Here is a 20666-nt window from a genome sequence, read left to right on the forward strand (position 1 = left end):
GATGAAGCTTGGGCCTTGGCCCAAATAACCAGCAAAGTTTTTTTGTGCGGTCAAGATTTAACCTATTTCAACACGACTTTCCTTTCGGCATCCAGGCGACAACACTCACAAAATTTCTATTGCGCTACACTTGAGTTATAAGAGGAATAACAGGAGTGCTCAAATGGACACATCGAAGTTTTTAAGTAAGGTCCTTGGGATTTATCTCATTGTGGTCAGCTTGGCCATTTTAATCAACCTGCATCAATTTACCCTGTATGTCCAAGAGTTGTTAAAGGATGGTCCATTAATGCTCGTCCTGGGGTTTTGGACTTTTACCGTGGGTTTACTGATGGTTGTAGCTCATAATGTTTGGCAATGGAGCTGGCGACTTTTAATTACGATTATTGCCTGGATTATCCTATTAAAAGGGGCAAATATGATTTTTTATCCGCATTATGTTGATAGAGCGACCCTTTTATTTGTGCAAAATAATAGTATTGCCTACAGCGCTGCCGGATTTGATCTGATCATTGGCATCATCCTCTGCTATTTGGGATTTAAACGATAAATGTGCAGCCAAGCGAACAGGCTCCCTCATCTCTCGCTCGGGAGACGCAGAGAATACAGAAAAATCAGTCATTTAGGCTAAGGGAATAGAAATGTAAATAGGTTCTAGTCAATTAATAGAGGATTAGGTAAAGTATTAAGACCGATTATTTTTTCAATTAAGGGAATGGTAATGAAAATTTGGGCAAAATCGCTTTTTTGTATGGTCTTTTTAGCTAATATTGCTTTTGCTAATGACATATCACAATTTAATACACAAATTCAGAGCCAGTTAAAACAATTACAAACCGATCAACAACAGCAAACCCAACAGATGAACACCCAGCTGCAGGAGCAAATTAAAAAAGTACAAGCTGATTTGCAACAACAAATTCAATCGGTAAATACTCAATTACAAAATCAGATAAAAACAGTACAAAGTCAGCTACAGACGCAAATACAAACTGTAAATGCTCAAGTGCAACAATTAGCAAGCAAACAAGCATCCCAACCCCCATCCGTTCCAGCTCCAGCTGCTCCAGGAAAAAAATAAAAGAATTACATCTCCTTTCCCGCGAGAGCGGGAACTCTTTATTCCTCAGCTTCTCAATACTTCCTCATTTTTATTTTCATCTATTTTTGTCTTGTCACAAGTCTTAATCCAAAGAATCCTGCAAGGTGACAAAAGAATTTCTCACCTGCTGTATGTTTAAGCAAAAAATGCATTCACAGTATATACTTTAAGATAAAACTGGATCAGAGCAGCAGATGCACCAATTTGTAAGTAGTTGAGGGGATGAGTGAGGGATCATGACCAGACGTCAAATAGACTATCAAAAAGTGGCTAACGCCGCAGAAAGAGTGAAAAAACAAGGCCGAGAACCATCGCTTACGAATGTATGCGAGGAATTAGGAATGATTACACCAACTCCTAATCTATCCACGCTCCTTGAAAAATGGTATCACACACAACCTGAGTTTCAGCGCTCTATTAAAGCCCCACTGTCAGAAAATATTAATGTGAAGACCCATAATATTCTTGAAAAAAATATAGAATTGGAAAAATCGTTATCCTTGTTGCGCGCTACACTTGAATCCACCGCTGATGGCATCATGATGGTTAATGGTAAAGGACAGGTGGTGGATTGGAATCAAAAGTTCGTGGAAATGTGGCGAATTCCTTCTCATATGTTGGAATCAGGCACCGAAAGTATCGGTTTTGAATACATATTACAGCAGCTGAGTAACCCCGAAGCGGTCATTGCCGATGTGAAGTATCTCTATGAAAATCCAGAATGGCAGGGAGAATTACCTGTTTTACATTTTAAAGACGGACGAATTTTTGAGCGTTTTACCCAACCACAACGAATAGGTTCTGAAATTGTTGGCAGAGTATACAGTTTTAGGGATATAACGCAAAAACTCATGGAGGAAGATGAGCTGCGCATCCGAGAGCGTGCCATTGAAGCAAGTACGCATGGTGTAGTTATCCTTGATATTTCCAAACCCAATTTGCCGATTATTTACGTTAATAAAGCCTTCGAGCGCATCACCGGATACAGTGAACGACAAATATTAGGACAAAATCTTACCTTTTTGCATGGCAGCAAAATGGAACATGTCAATCAAAAGCGAATTAACCTGGCAATTAAGGAACTACGTGAAGAGACCGTGGAGTTGGAAAGCTACCGGCGCAACGGCGAAGTGTTCTGGGCCGAAGTGAGTGTCGCTCCCGTTAGGGATTCATTTGATAACGTCAAACATTATGTCTGTATTCTTAATGACATTACCCAACGACGTGAGATGGAACAACAATTAATTCAACAAGCAACTCACGATTCGCTCACTGAATTACCTAACCGAGTATTATTAATCGACCGTGTGGATCAAGCGATTTTACAAGCGAAGAAAAAAGGTTCGATGTTAGGCTTTTTATTTCTTGATCTGGATCATTTCAAGATGACTAATGATACTTTGGGACATAGCATTGGCGACCGACTGTTACAAGCAGTGTCCAACCGTTTACTTATTGCTACTGATGATTTTGATACCGTTTGCCGCTTAGGGGGTGATGAGTTTGTCATTTTATTACAAGATGTGGCAACTGAACTGCAAGCGCAACAAAAGGCAGAAGAAATTCTCACTTCAATCGCCAGACCCATTCAAATTGATCAGCACAATTTAAAAATTACTGGCAGCATCGGTATTAGCTATTTTCCTAAAGATGGTGATGATTATGAGTCTTTAATGAAAAGTGCCGATTTATCGATGTATCATGCCAAAGACAGCGGCCGCAATACTTATCGCACTTATGATAAAGAGATGAACATGCGCATCATTAACCGCATGCAACTTGATAATGCGTTACGTGATTCACTCAAGAGAAATGAATTTCATCTGGTATATCAACCCTTTATCAATTTAGCTACAAACAAAATCATTGGCTTTGAAGCCTTGTTGCGCTGGCACAGCCATATTCTGGGTGATGTACCACCCAATGATTTTATTAGCATGGCTGAAGAAAATGGTTTAATTCTTGATATTGGTCTGTGGGTTTTGCGCGAAGCCTGCAGCCAACTGGTACGATGGCATACTCAAGGTTATGATCAGTTAACAGTTGCTGTAAATATTTCGGGACGGCAATTCCGTCAAGCACATTTATCTGAAGTCATTGAAAAAATCCTTCTCGAAACAGGCTTGCCGGCCAAATTCCTGGAATTGGAACTTACTGAGAGTTTACTTGTGGATAACGTAAAACATGCTGTGGAAACCATGTATGAGTTAAAAGACATGGGGGCAAAATTAGTCATCGATGATTTTGGTACTGGTTACTCGAGTTTATCTTATCTCAAGCAATTTCCGGTAGATAAATTAAAAATTGATCGTTCATTTATTAGTGAGTTAGTCAACCGGGAAAATGATGCCGCCATTACGCGAGCCATCATCAACTTAGGGCATAGCTTAAATTTAGAGGTACTCGCTGAAGGAGTAGAAACCGATTTACAACGTGAATTTATTATGCAACATGGTTGTGATTACGCTCAGGGATATTATTTTGCCATGCCTCAAAAACCGGAAGAATTAAGCGAATTTATTCTTCGTCATCTATAGAATCGCTCCAACTCGACATTACCCCAAGCTGCCTCTAAGTCATCTCTCCGATATATTAGAAACTTCTAAACGTCATCCCGAACGTCGCGAGGGACATGGAGAATCGGGATGACTCAGGTCGCTCGCTATGATGTTCTATTTATATTTCCTATGATTCTTTCAAATCGGTATGATTTTTGCTGGTAAAAATTAGGCTGAGAAGTATTAAGAGAGTTTTTTATGTGGCATTGATTGATTAATTGAAACATGCAATCGCAGTACTTTTGTTACCTGATATGATTGGGTACCGGTTTACTGCATTAAAGGAAATAGCAAAACAGGGGCAGAAGTCGCTGACATCACCTTAAGAATCCCCTCTCCCGCTTGTGGGAAGGGATAGGGGTGAAGGTTCATGCTTTGTAATGCCCCCATTCGCCCTTGCGGACATCCTTCAAGGGCGAAGAAATATTTCCTCAAATGGCTGTAGTGAAACCTGGTCTCACGTGCAGCTGCGATTGTTTTAAGGAGAATTGGATGAAAGAGGTAACCATTATTGGATCGGGTTTGGCAGGAACTTTACTCGCACTCTATTTGGCCAAAAGAGATTATCAACTTGAGGTTGTTGATGCACGGCCTGATCTAAGATTCATGAGTACTGATGATGGTCGCTCCATTAACCTGGCTTTGTCATGTCGTGGCATTACTGGCATGGAAGGGGTAGGGATCATGCCCCAAGTGAAAAAGCTCATGGTACCTATGCGCGCCCGTGCGATTCATGAACTCCAGGGACAAATCAAATTCCAATCCTTTGGACGGCATCATGATGAATACATCAATGCCATTCAACGCAATGAACTCAACATGTTATTGCTGAACGAATTAGAAAAATTTCCTAAGGTTAAACTCAATTTCAACAGGAAACTCATTGATTTGGATGTTGACAAAAAAAGGGTCACTTTTGAATTATCCGATGGTTCCTGCATCAAACAAAAATATGAGCTTTTAATTGGTGCGGATGGCGCAGGTTCCTGCGTGCGTGAACAATTAAGGGCAAAACATTTGGTTCATGCCTCACGCACGTTCCTACCCTATGGATACAAAGAGCTTTCCATTGGAGAGCCTGCGCAAAACCATCTCGTTCACGAACATTTACACCTGTGGCCAAGAGATGCTTTTTTATTGCTGGGCAATCCGAATTTGAACCAGTCAATTACAGGCTCCTTGTTCTTGCCCACTGAAGGAAAAAACAGCTTTGCTGAACTGGAAAATGAATTGAAAATCAATGCCTTTTTTAAAGAGTCCTTTCCAGATGCGTACGCGCAAATGCCTCATTTATTGGAAGAATTTACGCAACACCCTATGGGTAATATGAGTACCATAAAATGTGACCCTTGGTATTACCAAGATCAATGCTTATTAATCGGAGATGCCGCTCATGGTGTAGTCCCCTTCTTTGGTCAGGGAATGAATAGTGCTTTTGAAGACTGTCGTATTTTAAATGACCTTCTGGATAAATATCATGATGACTGGAAGCAAGTCATGCGGGCATTTTACCAATCAAGGAAAGTAAATACAGATGCAGTGGCTCAAATGTCTCTGGATAACTTCCATGAAATTCAAATTGATATTAGAGACAAGCAATTTAACTTAAAGAAACAGCTGGAACACGAATTAATGCATCGATATCCAGAACATTATGTTTCAAAACACGTTTTGGTCATGTTTACCAATACCCCATATGCTGAAGCACAAGCACATGGTGAGTTACAAGCACAATTTTTAAATAAAATATGCGACAAAGTGGAGCGAATTGAAGAGATTGATTGGAATAAAGTAGAGAAAGAACTTAAACAATATGACAAAAAATTGGCATAGTTAAATTGAATTTTAAAATATGTTCAAAAATTCAAGGGACTCTATTGTCAAAATTTTGACATTGTGGATATTTTTTGTTTAATTTTTATTGACACAGCTCACTTCATTTTGATTAAAAAAGGGGCAAAATCCTCCTTTTTTATCGTATTCGAGCAAAAAAGAGAAAAAAAGTTGGTATGCGTCATGCATTGTTACAATTGTCCAACAAATTTATTCTCATGGAGATGGCTATGAAAATCATACAAGATTATATTGATTCCAAACAACAAGAATTCGTGAATCATCCTTTTTTTGAAATACTCGAACAATTGAAAAGTTTAAAAGAATTAAGTTACTTTGTTCCTGAACTAACCTTTTGGGCTATGACCTTCCAAGATATTTTAAGAATCAATGAAGAACGAGTGAACGACCCCTACTTAAAGAAAGTTGCCCGTCATCATAGACTCGAAGACGCAGGCCATGAAAAATGGTTTCTGCATGATAAAAAATATATGGGAGCAGTTAATATCGATCCAACCAATGATACAAATGATGTCAGTTGGCTTTATAGTAAAGAAACTCAGTTAACTCGTGATGCCGCCTATGCTATTTTAGCAGAGGTTTATAAGGCGAATGACGAAATTCTTAATATTGTTCTCCTGCTAACTATTGAATCATCAGGACACGTTTTCTTTGAAAAAGTATCAAAACAAGTGAAAAAAACAGGAGAAGATAAAAACCTCAAATATTTCTCTACATCACACTTAGAAGTCGAAATGGCCCATGCCTTGTTTGAAGAAGAAATGGAACGCTCATTGTTTTCGAGAAAAGTACCAATCCACATTCGCCGCGAAGCATTACAAATGGTAGACCGATGCTATGATGCATTTAACAAGATGTTTGATGGATTGATTATTGCTTGTAATCGAAGACTCGAATTGGCAAAACAAAGGAATCATCAAGATGCTGCAAACAAAGAACCAGTGGAACTCATTTCACATAAAGCAGTGTAAAAAAGAGTTTGGACAAGCGGTGCTCAGCGATGAGCACTCGCTTTTTTTATTTCATGAAGATTTTGGTAAACTCATACACTCCAATCCTGTTGCCGTCTTCGAACCTAAGACGATTGAAGACGTGCAATCATTTATCGAATACGCCCATACCCATCAATTGCCTATCACAGTTCGTGGTAATGGATTGAGCCAAAGCGGGCAATCACTTGCAGTTCCAGGTGGATTAATCTTGAGTATGAGGCACTTCACCAATACATCGGAAGCGGATACCGATTCGATTTGGGTGGATGCCAACGCCACTTGGGCATCCTTATTAGAGAGTTCGTTAAAACAAGCTCGGGTTCCTTATGTAGTTCCCCATAATTGTAATTTATCCGTTGGAGGAGTGCTCTCTGCTGGCGGTGTAGGTGCTGCATCATCCAAATACGGTAGCGTTGTGGCTCATGTAAAAGCCCTAGAAGTGGTGCAAGCCAATGGCAAAGTGGTCCATCTAGAGCAGCATTCACCTTTAATGTCGGCCTGTTTGGGCGGGCAAGGACGCTTTGGCCTGATCAGCAAAGCGTGCATTGCCTTAAGACCTTGTTTAAAAAAGGTGAGAACATTTTTTTTGCTTTATGCAGATAAAAACGAATGGCTGCATGACCTGCTTTTGTGCCAAACCAATGCAGATTATGTGGAATCATTTTGCACACCAGCATTACAAGGTGCGAAATTATCGGAAAAAGGCCGCCTCCCGTTTGCACAATGGTTTTATGCCCTGCATGTCGCTTTGGAATATGATAACGACCCTCCTGCTTTCAGCGACTTGGGCTTAAACCCTTGGCGACTTCTGCATATCCAAGATGAATCGATCCATTCTTACTTACATCGTCATGATTCACGCTTTAATGCGATGAAAATGACTGGTCAGTGGGAGCTACAACACCCATGGTATGAGTGTTTCATATCCGGTGCACAATTGGAGAACCTGGAAGAGTTATTAGCAACTTTGCCGTTACACTATGCAACTGCAGTACATGTTGCACGAATTGCTTCCCCCTCTCCGACAGGATTTTTACAATTTCCTAAGGGTAAAGATATTTTTGCGCTGATGATCCTGAATCCCGGTTTACCCAAAGCATTAATTCCTAGTTGTTTGGAAGCCATCAAATACTTAGATGCACTCCTTCTACCGCAAGGAGGTAAACGCTATCTTTCTGGATATTTAGGTGATGCTCCGGATAAAAAGTTTTGGCAGCATCATTTCGAGGAACGCTATGATGATTGGATAAAATTGAAAGAACAGTATGATCCGCAAAATATTTTTTGCTCCATGTTGCATCCTGAATAAAACATTGGAGATAAACCCAGGATTTTTCCTTTTCCATAGGGTGGGGTGCCCGTCAGCGCGGATGAGGGCAGTTAGGAACTACCCTCACCCCTGCCCCTCTCCCATAAATGGGAGAGGGGATTCTTATTATTTTCTGAAATGGTGCGGTGCTGCAAACTATTTGGGTTTAAATTCCATTAAAGTAAATAAACTATTCGTTGGATAACTGTTTTTAAAAGTAAAGCCAGTCGGTTCAATTGATTTTTGCCATTCCGATAAGGTACGTTGCCGTCCTCCTAATAAGACCATCATCACCAGATCCATCGTTTTATTTGGGTGTGGCTTGGTGTCATCGGGCATAACTTGTTCTGCAATAAATAAGGTTGCATTTTCAGACATTTGTTGTGCGCAGTTCTTTAAGATTTTGTACATCATTTCATCGTTAAAATCATGCAAAACCCCCTTAAACACATAGGCATCTGCTTGAGGTATCGTCGCAAAAAAATCCCCTTCTTGAAGGGTAACTTGTTTGGAAAAGCTGTTGCGATCCAATTGACCAATCACTGCCGGCGTATCAAAAAGAATCGCTGTTAACTCAGGATATCGGCTGGTGATTGCTTTCAAAAGTCCTCCTCGGCCTCCCCCCATATCGACAATGCTGGAAAAAATCGAAAAATTATATGCTTGGCTGATAGCTGTTTCATCATAAGAAGATAATTTTGCCATCCCTCGATCAAAATTTTGCTGTTTCTCTGGGTGTTGGCTAAGAAAACTAAAAAAATCAGCCCCATGCTGCAGTTCAAATGCAGGTGTCCCTGTCTTAAGGCTGGCATCTAACTGAGCAAAAGCTTGCCACCAAACATCATCAACCATACACAATACATCACGCATGGAATGAGGGTCATCATCCCGAAGCGGTTTGGATAATTCGGTTAGGGAATAAAAACCATTATCGTAATTAAATAAATCATAACTTGTTAAAAATTTTAAAACCCTATCGAGCAATTCGGGCTTGCTTTCCGTGAGTTTGGCCAACTCATCAATCTTTTTAGGTCCAGATGCAAGATGATTCGCGATACCTAATTTGGCGATGGCATGTAATGCCCGTGAAACCACATACCAGCGTGACATGATCGCTAATTGAATATGAGGGGTGTCCATTTGAGATTGCATGTATAATTCCTTTGAATACGATTTATTTATTATTGGTTAATTAGATAAAAAAGTTAAGTATTAATCATGTAATTTCTCCATAAGTCCGAGCTGATCATATATGTTTCGCTCCTCTGCTGCTTGTCCGCAGCAGGTAGGCTTTTTTTGTCAGCCTATTGAGAGGGTAATTCTTTATCCCCAAAGAAACGTGCGCATGGATATCGAACTGTTCTCAATTCCCTCATAAATGAAAACCAATTCATCTTCATTGCGTGTCGCCCCTAAAATATAGAGCATTGGATAATAATGATCCGTTGTGGGGACACTCAATTGACCTGCCTCGGTCTCATCATAATGAGAGATCAAAGCGGTAAAATCTCGAGTGATTAGCTTTTCCTTGAGCCATTCATCATACTCTACTGCCCAATCATAGGGCTTTGATTTGCATTCCCAACTAATCTTGGAAAGGTTATGTACCAGATTACCACTACTGACTATCAGAATGCCTTGTTCACGTAACCCTTGTAATTGCTGACCGAGTTGATAATGAAATTCCCCGGGTTGCTCTAGAGCGATACTCAGTTGCACGATAGGAATATTCGCACGAGGATATACATGCCGCATCACCGACCAAGTTCCATGATCCAAGCCCCATTGCCCGTCATCTAAATGAATTTCTGTCTTGGTCACAATGGATTGAATCAGTTCTGCCGTTTCAGGAGAACCAGGGGCTGGATATGAGATATTGAACAGTTTTTTAGGAAACCCATAAAAATCATGAATCGTTTTGGGATGTGGCATATGGGTCACCCAAGAACCTTCGGTGAGCCAGTGAGCTGAAATACATACGATTGCCTTTGGTTGAGGGATTTCATTACCTAATGCTTGTAAACTGGAGGTAAATTTATTGTTTTGAATTGCATGCATAGGACAGCCATGGCCGATAAACAGTAACGGCATCCGCGTGTTGCTGCCCCAATTATCCCTAATTTCCATAATCAAGCACCGTAAGTCAGTACTCACTTAGTATCAATATTAGTTCAAAAAAATCACACGGGTTTAATTTCGGCCCTAAATTAAAAAAGTGCCATGATTTATGACTGTATACTGGAGGGTAAAATACGCTTTCATGGTAACTCAAAAAATCCAGTGTATTCTTTTTAAAGGCTCCCTGCAAAAAAAGAGCCTGCATTGTAAAACATGCTATCATGGTTTTCATCGTCAATTTAGAGAACAGTGTGATGCAAACCTCTTGCGGCACTCTTTCTATATGGGAAGAGAATCCAGAAAAGCCGGTATCCTTGTTGTTTCTTCATGGTCACTGCACCAATAAAAAATTTTTCGCCCAACAAATGAATGCGGATATTTTTAAATCCTATCATCGAATTGCCCTCGATTTGCCAGGTTATGGTGAGAGTAAACCGCCTGTTGATCCTACAAGAACCTATAGTTTTCCTGGTTTTGCAGAAGTGGTTGTCGAAGTAGTTCAACGATTGGCATTAAAGCAATTGATTGTCATTGGCTGGTCACTTGGAGGGCATGTTGCTTTGGAAATGACATCCAAGCTCCCTCAATTGCTTGGAATATTCATCACAGGGACACCACCTTTTGAGGTATCGCTCCAAGGTCTCCAAAAAGGGTTTAAAGCACTTGAGCCTGAAATTATGGCCTGTTTTGGTAAAAGGGAGTTGACCCGAGATGAAGCAAAGTTACTTGCAAAAGTATCGGGTTATGACGGCAGTACCGCAAAAGAGTTTTTGGTTGATGCCATACTTGCTACAGATGAGGGAGCACGGTTCCTTTATCCTCAATCCATTATCAACGGAGTGGGACAAAATCAATGTCAGATTATTGCGGAATGGGACAAACCAATTGCCGTAGTGGCCGGAGAAAAAGACATCGCAATCAATTATGATTACGTGCGGAATGAGCTGCAATTTAAAAATCTTTGGCGCAACCAAATACATACTCTTGTTAATGCAGGACATGCAACAATGCTGGATCAAGCGGATCGATTTAATCAATTAATTGAAGAATTTATCGAAGACGTAACTCAAGCTAAGAATTCATGAATAAAGATCAGTATAAATTTTGAGTTGAGGGTGAACCATTGTCGCAATGGCTTGGTGACTGAACGAAATAGAGTGACACCAGTTGTTATGAATTATATCTGGAGCTTTTACAGTATGGGCAAAGAACCCATACTGTGAGTGACTACTCAGCTAATGCTACCGGCAACATGGCTGCTTGACTTAAACTGGCGATTCTCACCCCAAAAGCAACGAGTAATCCTCCCATAATTTTAACAATATAAAATTGCAAACGATTCAGGTTGGATTTGACATACTGGTGGGTCAACAGATAAGAAAGGCAGGAAAACCAAATCATGTGAATTAAAGCGATTTCTACTCCATAACCTAACTCAGCGACTATGGAGTGCCCAGGCTTTACAACTAAGGTAAAAAATGCCAGTAAAAACATAATTGCCTTAGGATTTAAAAGATTACACAACAAACCTTGATTAAAGGCTTGCAGCCGCTTAATCGAATGGGTGCCGTGATGAGCTTCGAGCTTCATCATTTCGCGTTTGGCCAACAAGCTTTTAATGCCAATATAAATCAGGTACGCTGCCCCCAAATATTTGATAATACTAAATGCAAGCAACGATTTTGAAATAACCAGTGCCAATCCTAAAATACAGTAACTTGCATGAATCAAGAGACTTACAGAAACCCCCAGGGCCGTATAAATTCCTGCTCTTCTGGAATAAAGTAAAGAATTCTTGGTCACCAAAGCAAAATCAGGTCCAGGAGAAATCGCAGCCAACAGGATCAGCATACTGATCGATAAAAACTCTTGCACAATAATCCTCCCTATAATCATAAACCGATCATGATAACATGAAATGGGTTTACAAAAATGAGAATAAGTGCATTAAAATCTGTCTTAATGGTTCTTGTTTTGTAATAATGTTTACCTGTTGCTTACATCCTTTAAAATCTAAAGACAAAAATGAAAATCGTTCCGTGATACCGCGCTCGATACCATCGTTTTTTAGAAGATAAGTGATGCATTCAATAAATTCCTGTTCATCAAGGGTCAAATCAAGAAAGCGGCGATATAAATTATCGATAAAATCGCAAAAACGGCGCACTGCTGCACTGACACTCTGAGCGTCTCGTGTGTTTTTTTTACCTGACTTGGCTAGAAACCTATCGGTTTCGGTTCGCAGTAATTTCAATTGTGCATGAACCGTACTGGTTCCAAAACGCTTCACCTGCCTTTTCTTTTTTTCAGCTTCAGCTAAAGGCTCATACCATTGATGATCCTTGTTATCTCGATAATAGATAATGAAATTTTTATCGGCACTCATTGATTGTTGCGCATAGGCTTCCTGAGATAGAACACACTGAGCATCAAAAATATCCCCCAAATGTTCCGCTGCATAATGTGAAACACTTTTCCCTCCATGGCCATCATAAATTCCAATTAAAAAGGGGGAAGACTGAGAAAGTGTTTGTACGCCGATTGAAACATTATCGCTTGAGCCCAATGCAAGCGCTTCATTAACGAGCATTTTTGCCAGTTGATGCTCCTGCTGCTCGCTGGCAGACGGTAGCTTACTTAAACAATTAAAAAGCCAATGTTCATGCTCTTTCCGGGTCTGTGAAGCTAAAGGTTCGGTAAAACCATCACACGTCATAATGATTTGTACCTTCCCTACGTTTTCTTCCCGAATTTCCAGTTGTTCATAAATTTTATCCAGTGGGTTCATGTCGATACTCGCATCAGCACAAACGACCTGGGCATTAAAATTAAAATCTCCGAGCGCGCGTGATACGGCCAATTGGCCGTTGATGCGCTCAAAAAAAACGACGCCACCAGCTCTTTGAATACGCTCTAACTCGACGTTGGGATGATGAATGATACTATTTAAACGGATCACTCCTGCCAATTTTTTCTGTATGTCATAAACTACGACAAAAGAAAGAGAATCCGCTAAAGTTGCAGTGATTAAAGTTCTTTGACCATCATACACAGTTGTCGACGCCGTGCTACCGCCATAAAGTAAAGGGGGACCTATATGGTTAACCAGGTGATAACTGGTCCACAAACGACGACCAATATCTTGGGGAGTAAGCCAATTGAAATGATCTGGGGTGTACCAACATGCCAAGGCTGCATCCTCTTGGCTTGGACGAGCGCCCATTGTCTCGTATAAACCAAAACCATGGGCTTTTACTCGTTCACAGACAATCTCTTGATCATGAGGCAGTGATGTCATTTGATGAATGCGCGTCATGCTTTTTCCTCATCAATAGCTCCCTGTAGAACTATAGCATAAAGAAGCCCCCCATTTGGCCCAAGTCCAAACCCCTGCACCAGTTTATATCGCGGAGGTCGCTCGCTGATAGGGATAGCCCCTATTCTGCAAAGACTTCTTCTCTTAAGTGGGTTAAGTAACCGCAATCAATCAAATAATCCAGGTATTTATTAAATAGAGTTGCATCTATTTTTTCGCAGTGAATCCCATGATTGGCCAACTGATTTTTAGTATACGTACAATCAATTGTCGCTTTGTTGTTGTGGAGATATAAATCGAATAATGAACGGTCCTTCTGTACCAATTTTTCGGTAAAAAAGGGACGAAGAGGAGAAAATGAATGATTAAGATGGCTACTGTTATGTTGAATCATTTCTTCCCAAGCAGGATAGGCAACCTCCTTTATCTTAAAACCTTTCGCTTGAATCCATCCAAATAATTGCGCTACCTCCACTTCGTGTGGATTTATTAGGTGATACGTATCCGCCTGATAGGGTTTTTCCATGGTGAAATGAGTAATTGCCTTGGCCACATAATCGACAGGAACAAAATTGAACCCCACATCCAGAGTCGGCCACGCTCCCAATTCGATGCACCCTTTGAGTATACGACATACTACATCTTCATGGTTCCAGTATCCGGATTGGCTTTCCCCCGTGATTAGGCTCGGTCGGTACACTATCGTTGGAATATTGTAGCTACGCGCATGAACTACCAACCGCTCTGCCAACCATTTGGTTTGATTATAACCGCCATAAATTCCGTCTTCTGGTGTAAGCTCCGTTTGTTCGCGAATCACTACATCCTCTGCCAAATCCGCGGACATAAAATAGCCTACGGTGGAAATATAATGCAATGCCTTCAACCTTTTATAACCCGCTAATTTGATGAGGTGTTTCGTGCCCAGGACATTACTCGCCATCAATTGTTGATAAGGATAGATAAAGTTAAGTACTGCCGCTCCATGGATAATAAGATCGACCGTATCGGCCAAATATTCCCAATCTTGTCTGAAAAGGCCTAAGTTGTTTTTTTCCAAATTACCTAATACCACTTTAATCCGCTCATGAAATACTGAATCCCATAGTCCATAATACTCCATGTTTTTCATCACGCGACTCACTCCGGCAGCCAGTGAATGCGCTTGAACAAGGCAAGTAATGCGCCAGTTGGTATGCGTTAATAACTCACGCAGTAAATAAGCTCCTAAAAAGCCTGTCGCCCCGGTTATTAATACATGTTGGGGCATGGATTTGGGCGGACAGGTGATGTGCGGGACGAGATGTTTGTATTGATGAAACTCAGCGGCCAGATCGACTGAAGTCAAATCAAGCCTTTTTTCTGTTTTTCCTGTATGCAATAAGTCTATAATGTCGCCCAGACTAGGATCAGCAAGTAAAATTTCAATGGATAGGTCTTTACCGGAGAGAGTTGAAAGAGCCTCATGCAACTGGGCCAGCTTCACAGAATTCAATCCTAATTCACTTAATTTTTTTTCTTTATCTAAGATCGTAAGATCGCGATTAAAGATCGCGTTGAGCCGATGGGTAATCTCTGAACTTGCAACCTTGCTGGCCTGTTTCCCTGCTTCATACGAAACCCTCTTATCAATACAGAGAAAATCTAAATCCTCTTCCAAATATTTTTTCTTGCATAATAAACGTTGTGTTTTTCCACTGGTTGTTTTAGGAACTGAATTACGACCAACAAGTGCGACAACATCGGCGTCAATCCCATGTTTTTCCAGTAGCGTGCTGCGAAGAGTTCCGATGATTTCTTCGAAGTTCGGTGCCTGAACGTTCTTTTTAATTTCTTGGACAATAACCAATAACTCACGATCACGTTCCTCTATCGAAAAAATAGCACAACAATGCTCACGCAAATGAGGGTGGCATGTATGCACGGTATCTTCTAAATCATGGGGGTAATAATTACATCCGCGAATAATAATCAGGTCGTTCAGACGTCCTGTGACATACAGCTCCCCCTCATGCAGGTAACCCAAGTCTCCGGTGCGTAAAAAAGAAAGCGCCCTATTCGCAAGACGCGTATTAAAAGAACGGCTTGTTTCCGCAGGTGCTTGCCAATAACCTTGGGCAACGCTCGCCCCTGCCACCCAGATTTCACCAACCACTTTTTCGGGACATTCTTGTAAGGTCTCTGGATTCACAATCGCAAGAGTACAACGATCAATGGCCTGCCCACAGTTTATCAAACTACGCGCATCAGGATGTGTTTCATCACAATGAATTACCTTGCCCTGATTTAATGCGTTGTTATCGAGCCATTGACTACTTACTCCTTGTTTGCGTCTTCCTCCTGTAACCATCAAGGTCGATTCCGCAAGTCCGTAACACGGATAAAAAAACTCAGGCGAAAATCCACACGATGCAAAACGTTCAATAAAACGCTCAATCGTTGCTTTGCGAATTGGCTCTGCTCCGCTCATGACAAATTGCAAGTTGCTTAAATCCAATCGACTTTTTTCTTCTTCAGTGATTTCGCTAGCACATAAATCATAGGCAAAATTAGGGGCTACCGTTGCCGTCGCCCGATAGTGCGATAGGGTTTCTAACCAAATTGCCGGACGTTGTAAAAAAGTCAATGGCGACATCAGTTTGGCAGGAATGGTACTGAAAACAGGTTGTAATATTCCTCCGATAAGTCCCATATCATGAAAATGGGGCAACCAAGAAACACTGATATCTTCTTCTGTCAGCTGAGTTGCTTTTTTTATTGCAAACAAATTATGCAGCAAATTACCATGACTGATCATGACTCCCTTAGGTTTTGCAGTAGAACCTGAAGTATATTGCAAAAAAGCGAGGTGGTTTTCGGTGAGTGCAGGAGAATGCCATGTATCCGTTGCATTCATCCACTCCTCTACCGTGACAAACCGTATCGCTTCATAATCCCCATATTCGCCCTTTAGTTTCTTGATTTGCTGCACAAACTCTTTGGTGGTTAAAACAACTTCTGCCCCGGAGTTTTTAATAATATGTTGGAGTTTTTCAGCCCAATCCTTGGTACTCGGGGAATAAGAAGGTACAGCAATGGTCCCGGCATACAAACAACCAAAAAAAGCGGCAATAAAATCCAAACCCGGTGGATAAATAATTAAGACGCGATCACCAAGCTTTGCTACTTCAAACAAAATACTTGCTATTTTTCTTGCTTGCTCTGCCAACTCACGATACGTCAGACTCTTGTTTTCCTGTATTTTTCTGTCTATGAACGTATAGAGTGGGAAATCTGGTTTGTCTGCTGCTTTTTTTTCCAGTAAATCGACCAAACTTGTATAACCTTCCCCCATACCCAACCCCTAAGAACTGCATGTAAAATTTTTTCGAAGTGCTGTCTAAGTTACTAAAAACTCTTTTAGGCAATTTATTATGGAATATCTATTTGAAAAGTACAGCGATCTCAGACAAACTAAAAAAATTTAACGACGCCGTAGGATTATTTGAATGTTTCATTTCATAGTTAAAGCCATTTTGAAAATAAAAGAAGCCAGCATTTATTCTTTTGCGGGCTTAAAAGCAGCTTTTCAAGACGAATTTGCTTTCCGCCTTGAATTGTATGTTGGGATTATTGCCATACCTACCGCGTTTTTTGTAGGAAAAACATCTGTTGAACGGGCTTTATTAATCAGTACCTTACTCATAGTTTGGGTCGCTGAATTATTGAATTCAGCAGTAGAAACTACATTAAATCGAATTGATCGCGCCTGGAACCCTTTGACTAAAAAAGCCAAAGATCTGGGTTCAGCAGCCGTTTTTATTACTATTGTCAACGCACTTGTGGTGTGGGTCTTCATTATAATCTCTCGGTTTTAAGACTGACTCATTAATGAGCAAGTCTGGGTTTGCCCTTGGCCCACACCCTGTTGCTCCATAGTAACCCTCAAGAATTTGTCGGGCCAAGGCCCGACCTACACGGCCACAATGCCTACTTGCTTAATGCGTGAAGGTTGTTGTGCTTTGAATAAATTGAGCGATTTCATCCAATTGCTCTTTGGCACAATACTCTGCTTCCTCCTTTTCCGGATCGATTTGCGCAAGCTTTTGATAAAATTTCTCTATATTCTGATGTCGACCTTTACCAAAAATCTTGGAATGGCTGAAAAAGTAGAAAAATCCTGGTTCAATCTTTGACTGACCAATTTTTTTCAATTGTTCCAATTGCTCTAAAGGGGATAGTTGAGAACACAAAATGCTGGCAATTTTTCTCATTCCGGTGCTGTTTGTCTTAATAAATTTCTTTGCGAGTTGTTTTCCCTCTACAATGCTCCAAACACAGTCATTAAAACTGTCCATAGCTTTCTTAAATTTCAAGTTTTCCTGCTGCAACAGGTCAATTACTTTTTCCACATTAGGATAAGGATTGTCTTGATCATCAAAATCAGCCCTTCGATTTTCTTTAATTAATCTTTTTGCCAATTCATAATGTGATTGAGGTAAAGCAAATCTTGAAATTTCTTTATAAATGACCGCCCTTTTTTCGAGCATCGCTCGATTGAATCTATGACTCAGTGCGTTATGTTCATAAAGTGGGTTCACTCCGAATGGGACTAATTCATGTTGTGACACTAACAAGTTCATTTTCTGATGGTAGCCTTCAAATTCCTTAAAGCATTCAACCATCTTTGCCCAATTATCACTAAAATTTTTATAGGCATCCATCCTGGCGGGCAGCGTAATAAAGAATTTATTGACTTCATCAATCATCGGGCGGTCTGTGGGTTTTCTACTTTGTAAACGGTAGAGTAATGTCTTTATGTCTTCTAAAAGATAAGGATCAATTTCGGATACATCATAACCAGTAAAAAGACCTTCCAGACAATACGGTGCTGAGGCTAACTCGGGCACCGTTGCAGCTGATTCTTTATATTTTAAAACATTTTTAGCCCCAAAGATCTCGCCCAATATCGCTGAGAAAGCATACATATCGGATTGATAAGTGCTGCCCTCCCCAAGAAGTACTTCCGGGGCCATATAAGCAGGCGTTCCTGAACGTTTTAGGTTATTCTTTGAATCAACATCTTCGGCCAAACCAAAATCAATAAAAATAATCTGAAATTGTCCATTAGACAATTTCTTGTAACAAATGTTAGCGGGCTTAAGATCGCGATGCACCACACCTTTTTGTTGTAATAAAAGCATTTCACTGGCTATCCTGGCCGCGACTTCCAAGCGAAACTGAAACGAATAGTGATGGCTGGGACTAAAGGGCAATAGCTTATCCAGGCTAGTCCCACAATCTTCAAGGATGGTAATGACCCGGTCTTTTGCCCCAACAACACCAATCACATTGACCCCATGCTTTTTTTGTCTAAATGCTTCTCTTTCGGTTCGCTTCAATAGCTCTGCGTAGGAGGTTTCCTTCGATAGCCTTTGTATTTTGACCACATCGTTAACTGGCATGAGTTGTGCCTGATATTGCTTCTTTTTAGGACCATGCGTCACTACGATTTTATATTTTGATTCATTAACCGAACCAAAACCGCCCTTCCCTTTGTGGGCGTTAGCAATAACATGCCATTGATTTTTACCGGAGAGAACCAGGCTGTGGCTAAAGGAAAATTGGGGGTCACTCTCAAAGATACTTAATTTTGATTTTGATTTTGATTTTGTTGGCACAAGACTGTCTTGCTGCGAGGCAAAAAAGTTGACGTCTTCTTTTTGCTTAAATAAAAATTTAGCAACTTTTTCATCCAGAAAAAGAGGTGGCTTTGTATTATCCCATATTTCGTCAAAATCAATGTACTTCATCCGTTCATAACGCTAAAACAAAAATAGGATGCCCATAGTACCAGCTTATTTCTTATTAATAAAAAAAATTTAAATGCACTTACGAGAATTTTCAATTCGGGTTAATATAAGCGTTTATTACAGCAGCCGTTTACCAATTAAACCCAACATGTCCAAACCAATAAATCATACAAAACGCGTCTCTTATGTTGTTCCAGTTTATAATGAAGAAGCAGGGATAGCCGAATTTATTGCGGCATTAACTGATACCCTAAAAAAACTGGGTTACGCTTATGAAATACTTATTGTGGATGATGGCAGCCAGGACAATACTCCAGTAATTATTCAGCAATTAAGAACACAATTTCCGCTCCGCTGCATTCGTTTTAGTAGAAATTTTGGCAAAGAAAATGCCATTAGTGCCGGACTTGACCATGCCCAAGGCGATGCCGTGATTCTCATGGATGCGGACTTCCAACATCCGCTGGAACTTCTAAGCCAATTTCTAGCCAAATGGGAAGAAGGCTATGACATGGTCTACGCTGTGCGCCAAAACCGTACTCATGAGTCTTGGTTGAAAAGAACCTGTGCCAAAGCATTCTATCAACTGACTTCTCGAATCAATCGGATTAATATCCCTGCAAATGCCGGTGATTTCAGACTTTTGGATCGCAAGATCGTTAAAGCACTACAAAAATTACCCGAGCGAAATCGTTTCATGAAGGGCTTATACAGTTGGGTTGGATTTAAACAAGTTGCTATTCCTTTTGAAGTACAACCTCGAAAGACAGGGACTTCACAATGGAATTTTTACTCTCTTTTGGACTTGGCAATTACAGGAATTACTTCATTTACCGCATTTCCATTACGAATGATTGCTATTGGTGGAATTAGCGTTGCAACCCTTGCAATATTTTATGGGATTTGGATTATTATCAGTACCCTGATATTCGGTATAGAAACTCCTGGTTGGGCAACCATTGTCACAACAATTACCTTTTTTGGTGGCTTGCAGCTCTTTGCCTTGGGCGTAGTCGGGGAATACATAGGACGTGTTTTTGATGAGGTCAAACATAGACCCCATTACATTATTGATGAGGAATCCAGCTTTGATGACAGCTCAACTTAAATTAAGGCATCGACTGATTTATTTTGCGGGAATAGGTGGCTCTGCGGCTTTAATCCACCTCTTTGTTGTATTCGATTTAGTGAATTTCATGCAAATCCAAGCCCTCACCGCCAATGTTTTTGCCTTTTTAATTGCCTTTAATGTTAGTTTCTTAGGACATAAATACCTGACTTTTTCTCGACTGCATGATGAAAAAATTTTAAGTTTACCCCATTTTTTTTTGGTAGCCGCTTCTGCGGGAATCATCAATGAAATGCTGTACTTCTTGCTTTTACGATATACGACTTTAAATTACATGTTTGCTTTATTTCTGGTTTTGGGATTGGTTTCAGTATACAGTTTTACGATATCTCGATTTTGGGCCTGCCGTTAGATTCATGCCCACCCCTTATTCCCTACCCCATCATCGCGAATGCAACCAGGACTCTCCTATCATAACTCGAGGGGACAGCATGGAAAGCTCTCGTCAGGCTCAAGATGCCCCCTCCTACATTTGAGGAGAGTAGCTTTCTCACTT

General features: G+C 40.6%; 16 protein-coding genes. 10 read left to right on the forward strand and 6 right to left on the reverse strand.

Annotated features, from left to right (window positions below; translation table 11 throughout):
* The first annotated feature begins 163 nt into the window (after window positions 1-163).
* From OQJ13_RS06335 to OQJ13_RS06360, 6 genes are all read left to right on the forward strand, one after another.
* Window positions 164-550 (forward strand): hypothetical protein, encoded by a 387-nt coding sequence (locus tag OQJ13_RS06335; RefSeq protein WP_265709999.1) that lies wholly within the window; start codon window positions 164-166, stop codon window positions 548-550.
* A 171-nt stretch (window positions 551-721) separates the two neighbouring features.
* Window positions 722-1081 (forward strand): hypothetical protein, encoded by a 360-nt coding sequence (locus OQJ13_RS06340; RefSeq protein WP_265710001.1) that lies wholly within the window; start codon window positions 722-724, stop codon window positions 1079-1081.
* Between the two features lie 257 nt (window positions 1082-1338).
* Window positions 1339-3639, forward strand: coding sequence for a bifunctional diguanylate cyclase/phosphodiesterase (locus OQJ13_RS06345; RefSeq protein ID WP_265710002.1), 2301 nt, complete (start codon window positions 1339-1341; stop codon window positions 3637-3639).
* Between the two features lie 513 nt (window positions 3640-4152).
* Window positions 4153-5493 (forward strand): FAD-dependent oxidoreductase, encoded by a 1341-nt coding sequence (locus OQJ13_RS06350; protein WP_265710003.1) that lies wholly within the window; start codon window positions 4153-4155, stop codon window positions 5491-5493.
* Window positions 5494-5723: 230 nt separating this feature from the next.
* Window positions 5724-6485 (forward strand): hypothetical protein, encoded by a 762-nt coding sequence (locus tag OQJ13_RS06355; protein ID WP_265710004.1) that lies wholly within the window; start codon window positions 5724-5726, stop codon window positions 6483-6485.
* Window positions 6436-7815, forward strand: coding sequence for an FAD-binding protein (locus tag OQJ13_RS06360; protein ID WP_265710005.1), 1380 nt, complete (start codon window positions 6436-6438; stop codon window positions 7813-7815). Before OQJ13_RS06355 ends, OQJ13_RS06360 begins: the two co-directional genes overlap by 50 nt.
* A gap of 156 nt (window positions 7816-7971) precedes the next feature.
* Here OQJ13_RS06360 and OQJ13_RS06365 read toward each other — a convergent pair whose 3' ends face one another.
* On the reverse strand, window positions 7972-8967 hold the full coding sequence (locus OQJ13_RS06365) for a methyltransferase (protein WP_265710006.1): 996 nt from the start codon (window positions 8965-8967) through the stop codon (window positions 7972-7974).
* Window positions 8968-9138: 171 nt separating this feature from the next.
* Window positions 9139-9942 carry a 4,5-DOPA dioxygenase extradiol gene (gene ygiD, locus OQJ13_RS06370; RefSeq protein WP_265710007.1) on the reverse strand — a complete coding sequence of 268 codons (804 nt, stop codon included), beginning with the start codon at window positions 9940-9942 and terminating at the stop codon, window positions 9139-9141.
* A gap of 245 nt (window positions 9943-10187) precedes the next feature.
* Between ygiD and OQJ13_RS06375 the strand changes: the two genes are divergently transcribed.
* Entirely contained in the window at window positions 10188-11018 is an 831-nt protein-coding gene (locus tag OQJ13_RS06375; RefSeq protein ID WP_265711899.1) for an alpha/beta fold hydrolase, read from the forward strand.
* Between the two features lie 142 nt (window positions 11019-11160).
* On the opposite strand, the gene OQJ13_RS06380 is transcribed toward OQJ13_RS06375, so the two are convergent.
* The 3 genes from OQJ13_RS06380 to OQJ13_RS06390 all read right to left on the reverse strand — a co-directional run bounded on the left by OQJ13_RS06380 (window position 11161) and on the right by OQJ13_RS06390 (window position 16583).
* On the reverse strand, window positions 11161-11808 hold the full coding sequence (locus OQJ13_RS06380) for a LysE family transporter (RefSeq protein ID WP_265710008.1): 648 nt from the start codon (window positions 11806-11808) through the stop codon (window positions 11161-11163).
* A gap of 49 nt (window positions 11809-11857) precedes the next feature.
* Window positions 11858-13249 (reverse strand): PP2C family serine/threonine-protein phosphatase, encoded by a 1392-nt coding sequence (locus OQJ13_RS06385; protein WP_265710009.1) that lies wholly within the window; start codon window positions 13247-13249, stop codon window positions 11858-11860.
* A 121-nt stretch (window positions 13250-13370) separates the two neighbouring features.
* A complete protein-coding gene (locus OQJ13_RS06390; protein ID WP_265710010.1) occupies window positions 13371-16583 on the reverse strand; it encodes a thioester reductase domain-containing protein in 3213 nt (1070 codons plus the stop codon).
* A 154-nt stretch (window positions 16584-16737) separates the two neighbouring features.
* On the opposite strand from OQJ13_RS06390, the gene OQJ13_RS06395 reads away from it, so the two are divergent.
* Complete coding sequence (locus OQJ13_RS06395; protein ID WP_265710011.1) at window positions 16738-17106, forward strand: diacylglycerol kinase; 369 nt, start codon at window positions 16738-16740, stop codon at window positions 17104-17106.
* A gap of 120 nt (window positions 17107-17226) precedes the next feature.
* On the opposite strand, the gene OQJ13_RS06400 is transcribed toward OQJ13_RS06395, so the two are convergent.
* Window positions 17227-19041, reverse strand: a complete 1815-nt coding sequence (locus OQJ13_RS06400) for a protein kinase domain-containing protein (RefSeq protein ID WP_265710012.1) — start codon at window positions 19039-19041, stop codon at window positions 17227-17229.
* Between the two features lie 148 nt (window positions 19042-19189).
* On the opposite strand from OQJ13_RS06400, the gene OQJ13_RS06405 reads away from it, so the two are divergent.
* The gene (locus OQJ13_RS06405) at window positions 19190-20149 is read left to right on the forward strand and encodes a glycosyltransferase family 2 protein (RefSeq protein ID WP_265711900.1); all 960 of its coding nucleotides are present in this window, start codon (window positions 19190-19192) and stop codon (window positions 20147-20149) included.
* A complete protein-coding gene (locus OQJ13_RS06410) occupies window positions 20133-20522 on the forward strand; it encodes a GtrA family protein (RefSeq protein WP_265710013.1) in 390 nt (129 codons plus the stop codon). The genes OQJ13_RS06405 and OQJ13_RS06410 overlap by 17 nt, the downstream gene beginning before the upstream one ends.
* Window positions 20523-20666 lie beyond the last annotated feature (144 nt).

Origin of the sequence: Legionella sp. PATHC035 (assembly GCF_026191115.1) — a bacterium.
Taxonomy (GTDB): domain Bacteria; phylum Pseudomonadota; class Gammaproteobacteria; order Legionellales; family Legionellaceae; genus Legionella.

What these genes read in the sequence shown, in the direction of transcription:
- OQJ13_RS06410 (WP_265710013.1), top strand. Translation starts at nt 20,133, where the DNA reads ATGACAGCTCAACTTAAATTAAGGCATCGACTGATTTATTTTGCGGGA.
- OQJ13_RS06395 (WP_265710011.1), top strand. Translation starts at nt 16,738, where the DNA reads ATGTTTCATTTCATAGTTAAAGCCATTTTGAAAATAAAAGAAGCCAGC.
- OQJ13_RS06365 (WP_265710006.1), bottom strand. Translation starts at nt 8,967, where the DNA reads ATGCAATCTCAAATGGACACCCCTCATATTCAATTAGCGATCATGTCA.
- ygiD (WP_265710007.1), bottom strand. Translation starts at nt 9,942, where the DNA reads ATGGAAATTAGGGATAATTGGGGCAGCAACACGCGGATGCCGTTACTG.
- OQJ13_RS06345 (WP_265710002.1), top strand. Translation starts at nt 1,339, where the DNA reads ATGACCAGACGTCAAATAGACTATCAAAAAGTGGCTAACGCCGCAGAA.
- OQJ13_RS06390 (WP_265710010.1), bottom strand. Translation starts at nt 16,583, where the DNA reads ATGGGGGAAGGTTATACAAGTTTGGTCGATTTACTGGAAAAAAAAGCA.
- OQJ13_RS06335 (WP_265709999.1), top strand. Translation starts at nt 164, where the DNA reads ATGGACACATCGAAGTTTTTAAGTAAGGTCCTTGGGATTTATCTCATT.
- OQJ13_RS06405 (WP_265711900.1), top strand. Translation starts at nt 19,190, where the DNA reads ATGTCCAAACCAATAAATCATACAAAACGCGTCTCTTATGTTGTTCCA.
- OQJ13_RS06355 (WP_265710004.1), top strand. Translation starts at nt 5,724, where the DNA reads ATGAAAATCATACAAGATTATATTGATTCCAAACAACAAGAATTCGTG.
- OQJ13_RS06385 (WP_265710009.1), bottom strand. Translation starts at nt 13,249, where the DNA reads ATGACGCGCATTCATCAAATGACATCACTGCCTCATGATCAAGAGATT.
- OQJ13_RS06400 (WP_265710012.1), bottom strand. Translation starts at nt 19,041, where the DNA reads ATGAAGTACATTGATTTTGACGAAATATGGGATAATACAAAGCCACCT.
- OQJ13_RS06340 (WP_265710001.1), top strand. Translation starts at nt 722, where the DNA reads ATGAAAATTTGGGCAAAATCGCTTTTTTGTATGGTCTTTTTAGCTAAT.
- OQJ13_RS06375 (WP_265711899.1), top strand. Translation starts at nt 10,188, where the DNA reads ATGCAAACCTCTTGCGGCACTCTTTCTATATGGGAAGAGAATCCAGAA.
- OQJ13_RS06350 (WP_265710003.1), top strand. Translation starts at nt 4,153, where the DNA reads ATGAAAGAGGTAACCATTATTGGATCGGGTTTGGCAGGAACTTTACTC.
- OQJ13_RS06360 (WP_265710005.1), top strand. Translation starts at nt 6,436, where the DNA reads ATGCTGCAAACAAAGAACCAGTGGAACTCATTTCACATAAAGCAGTGT.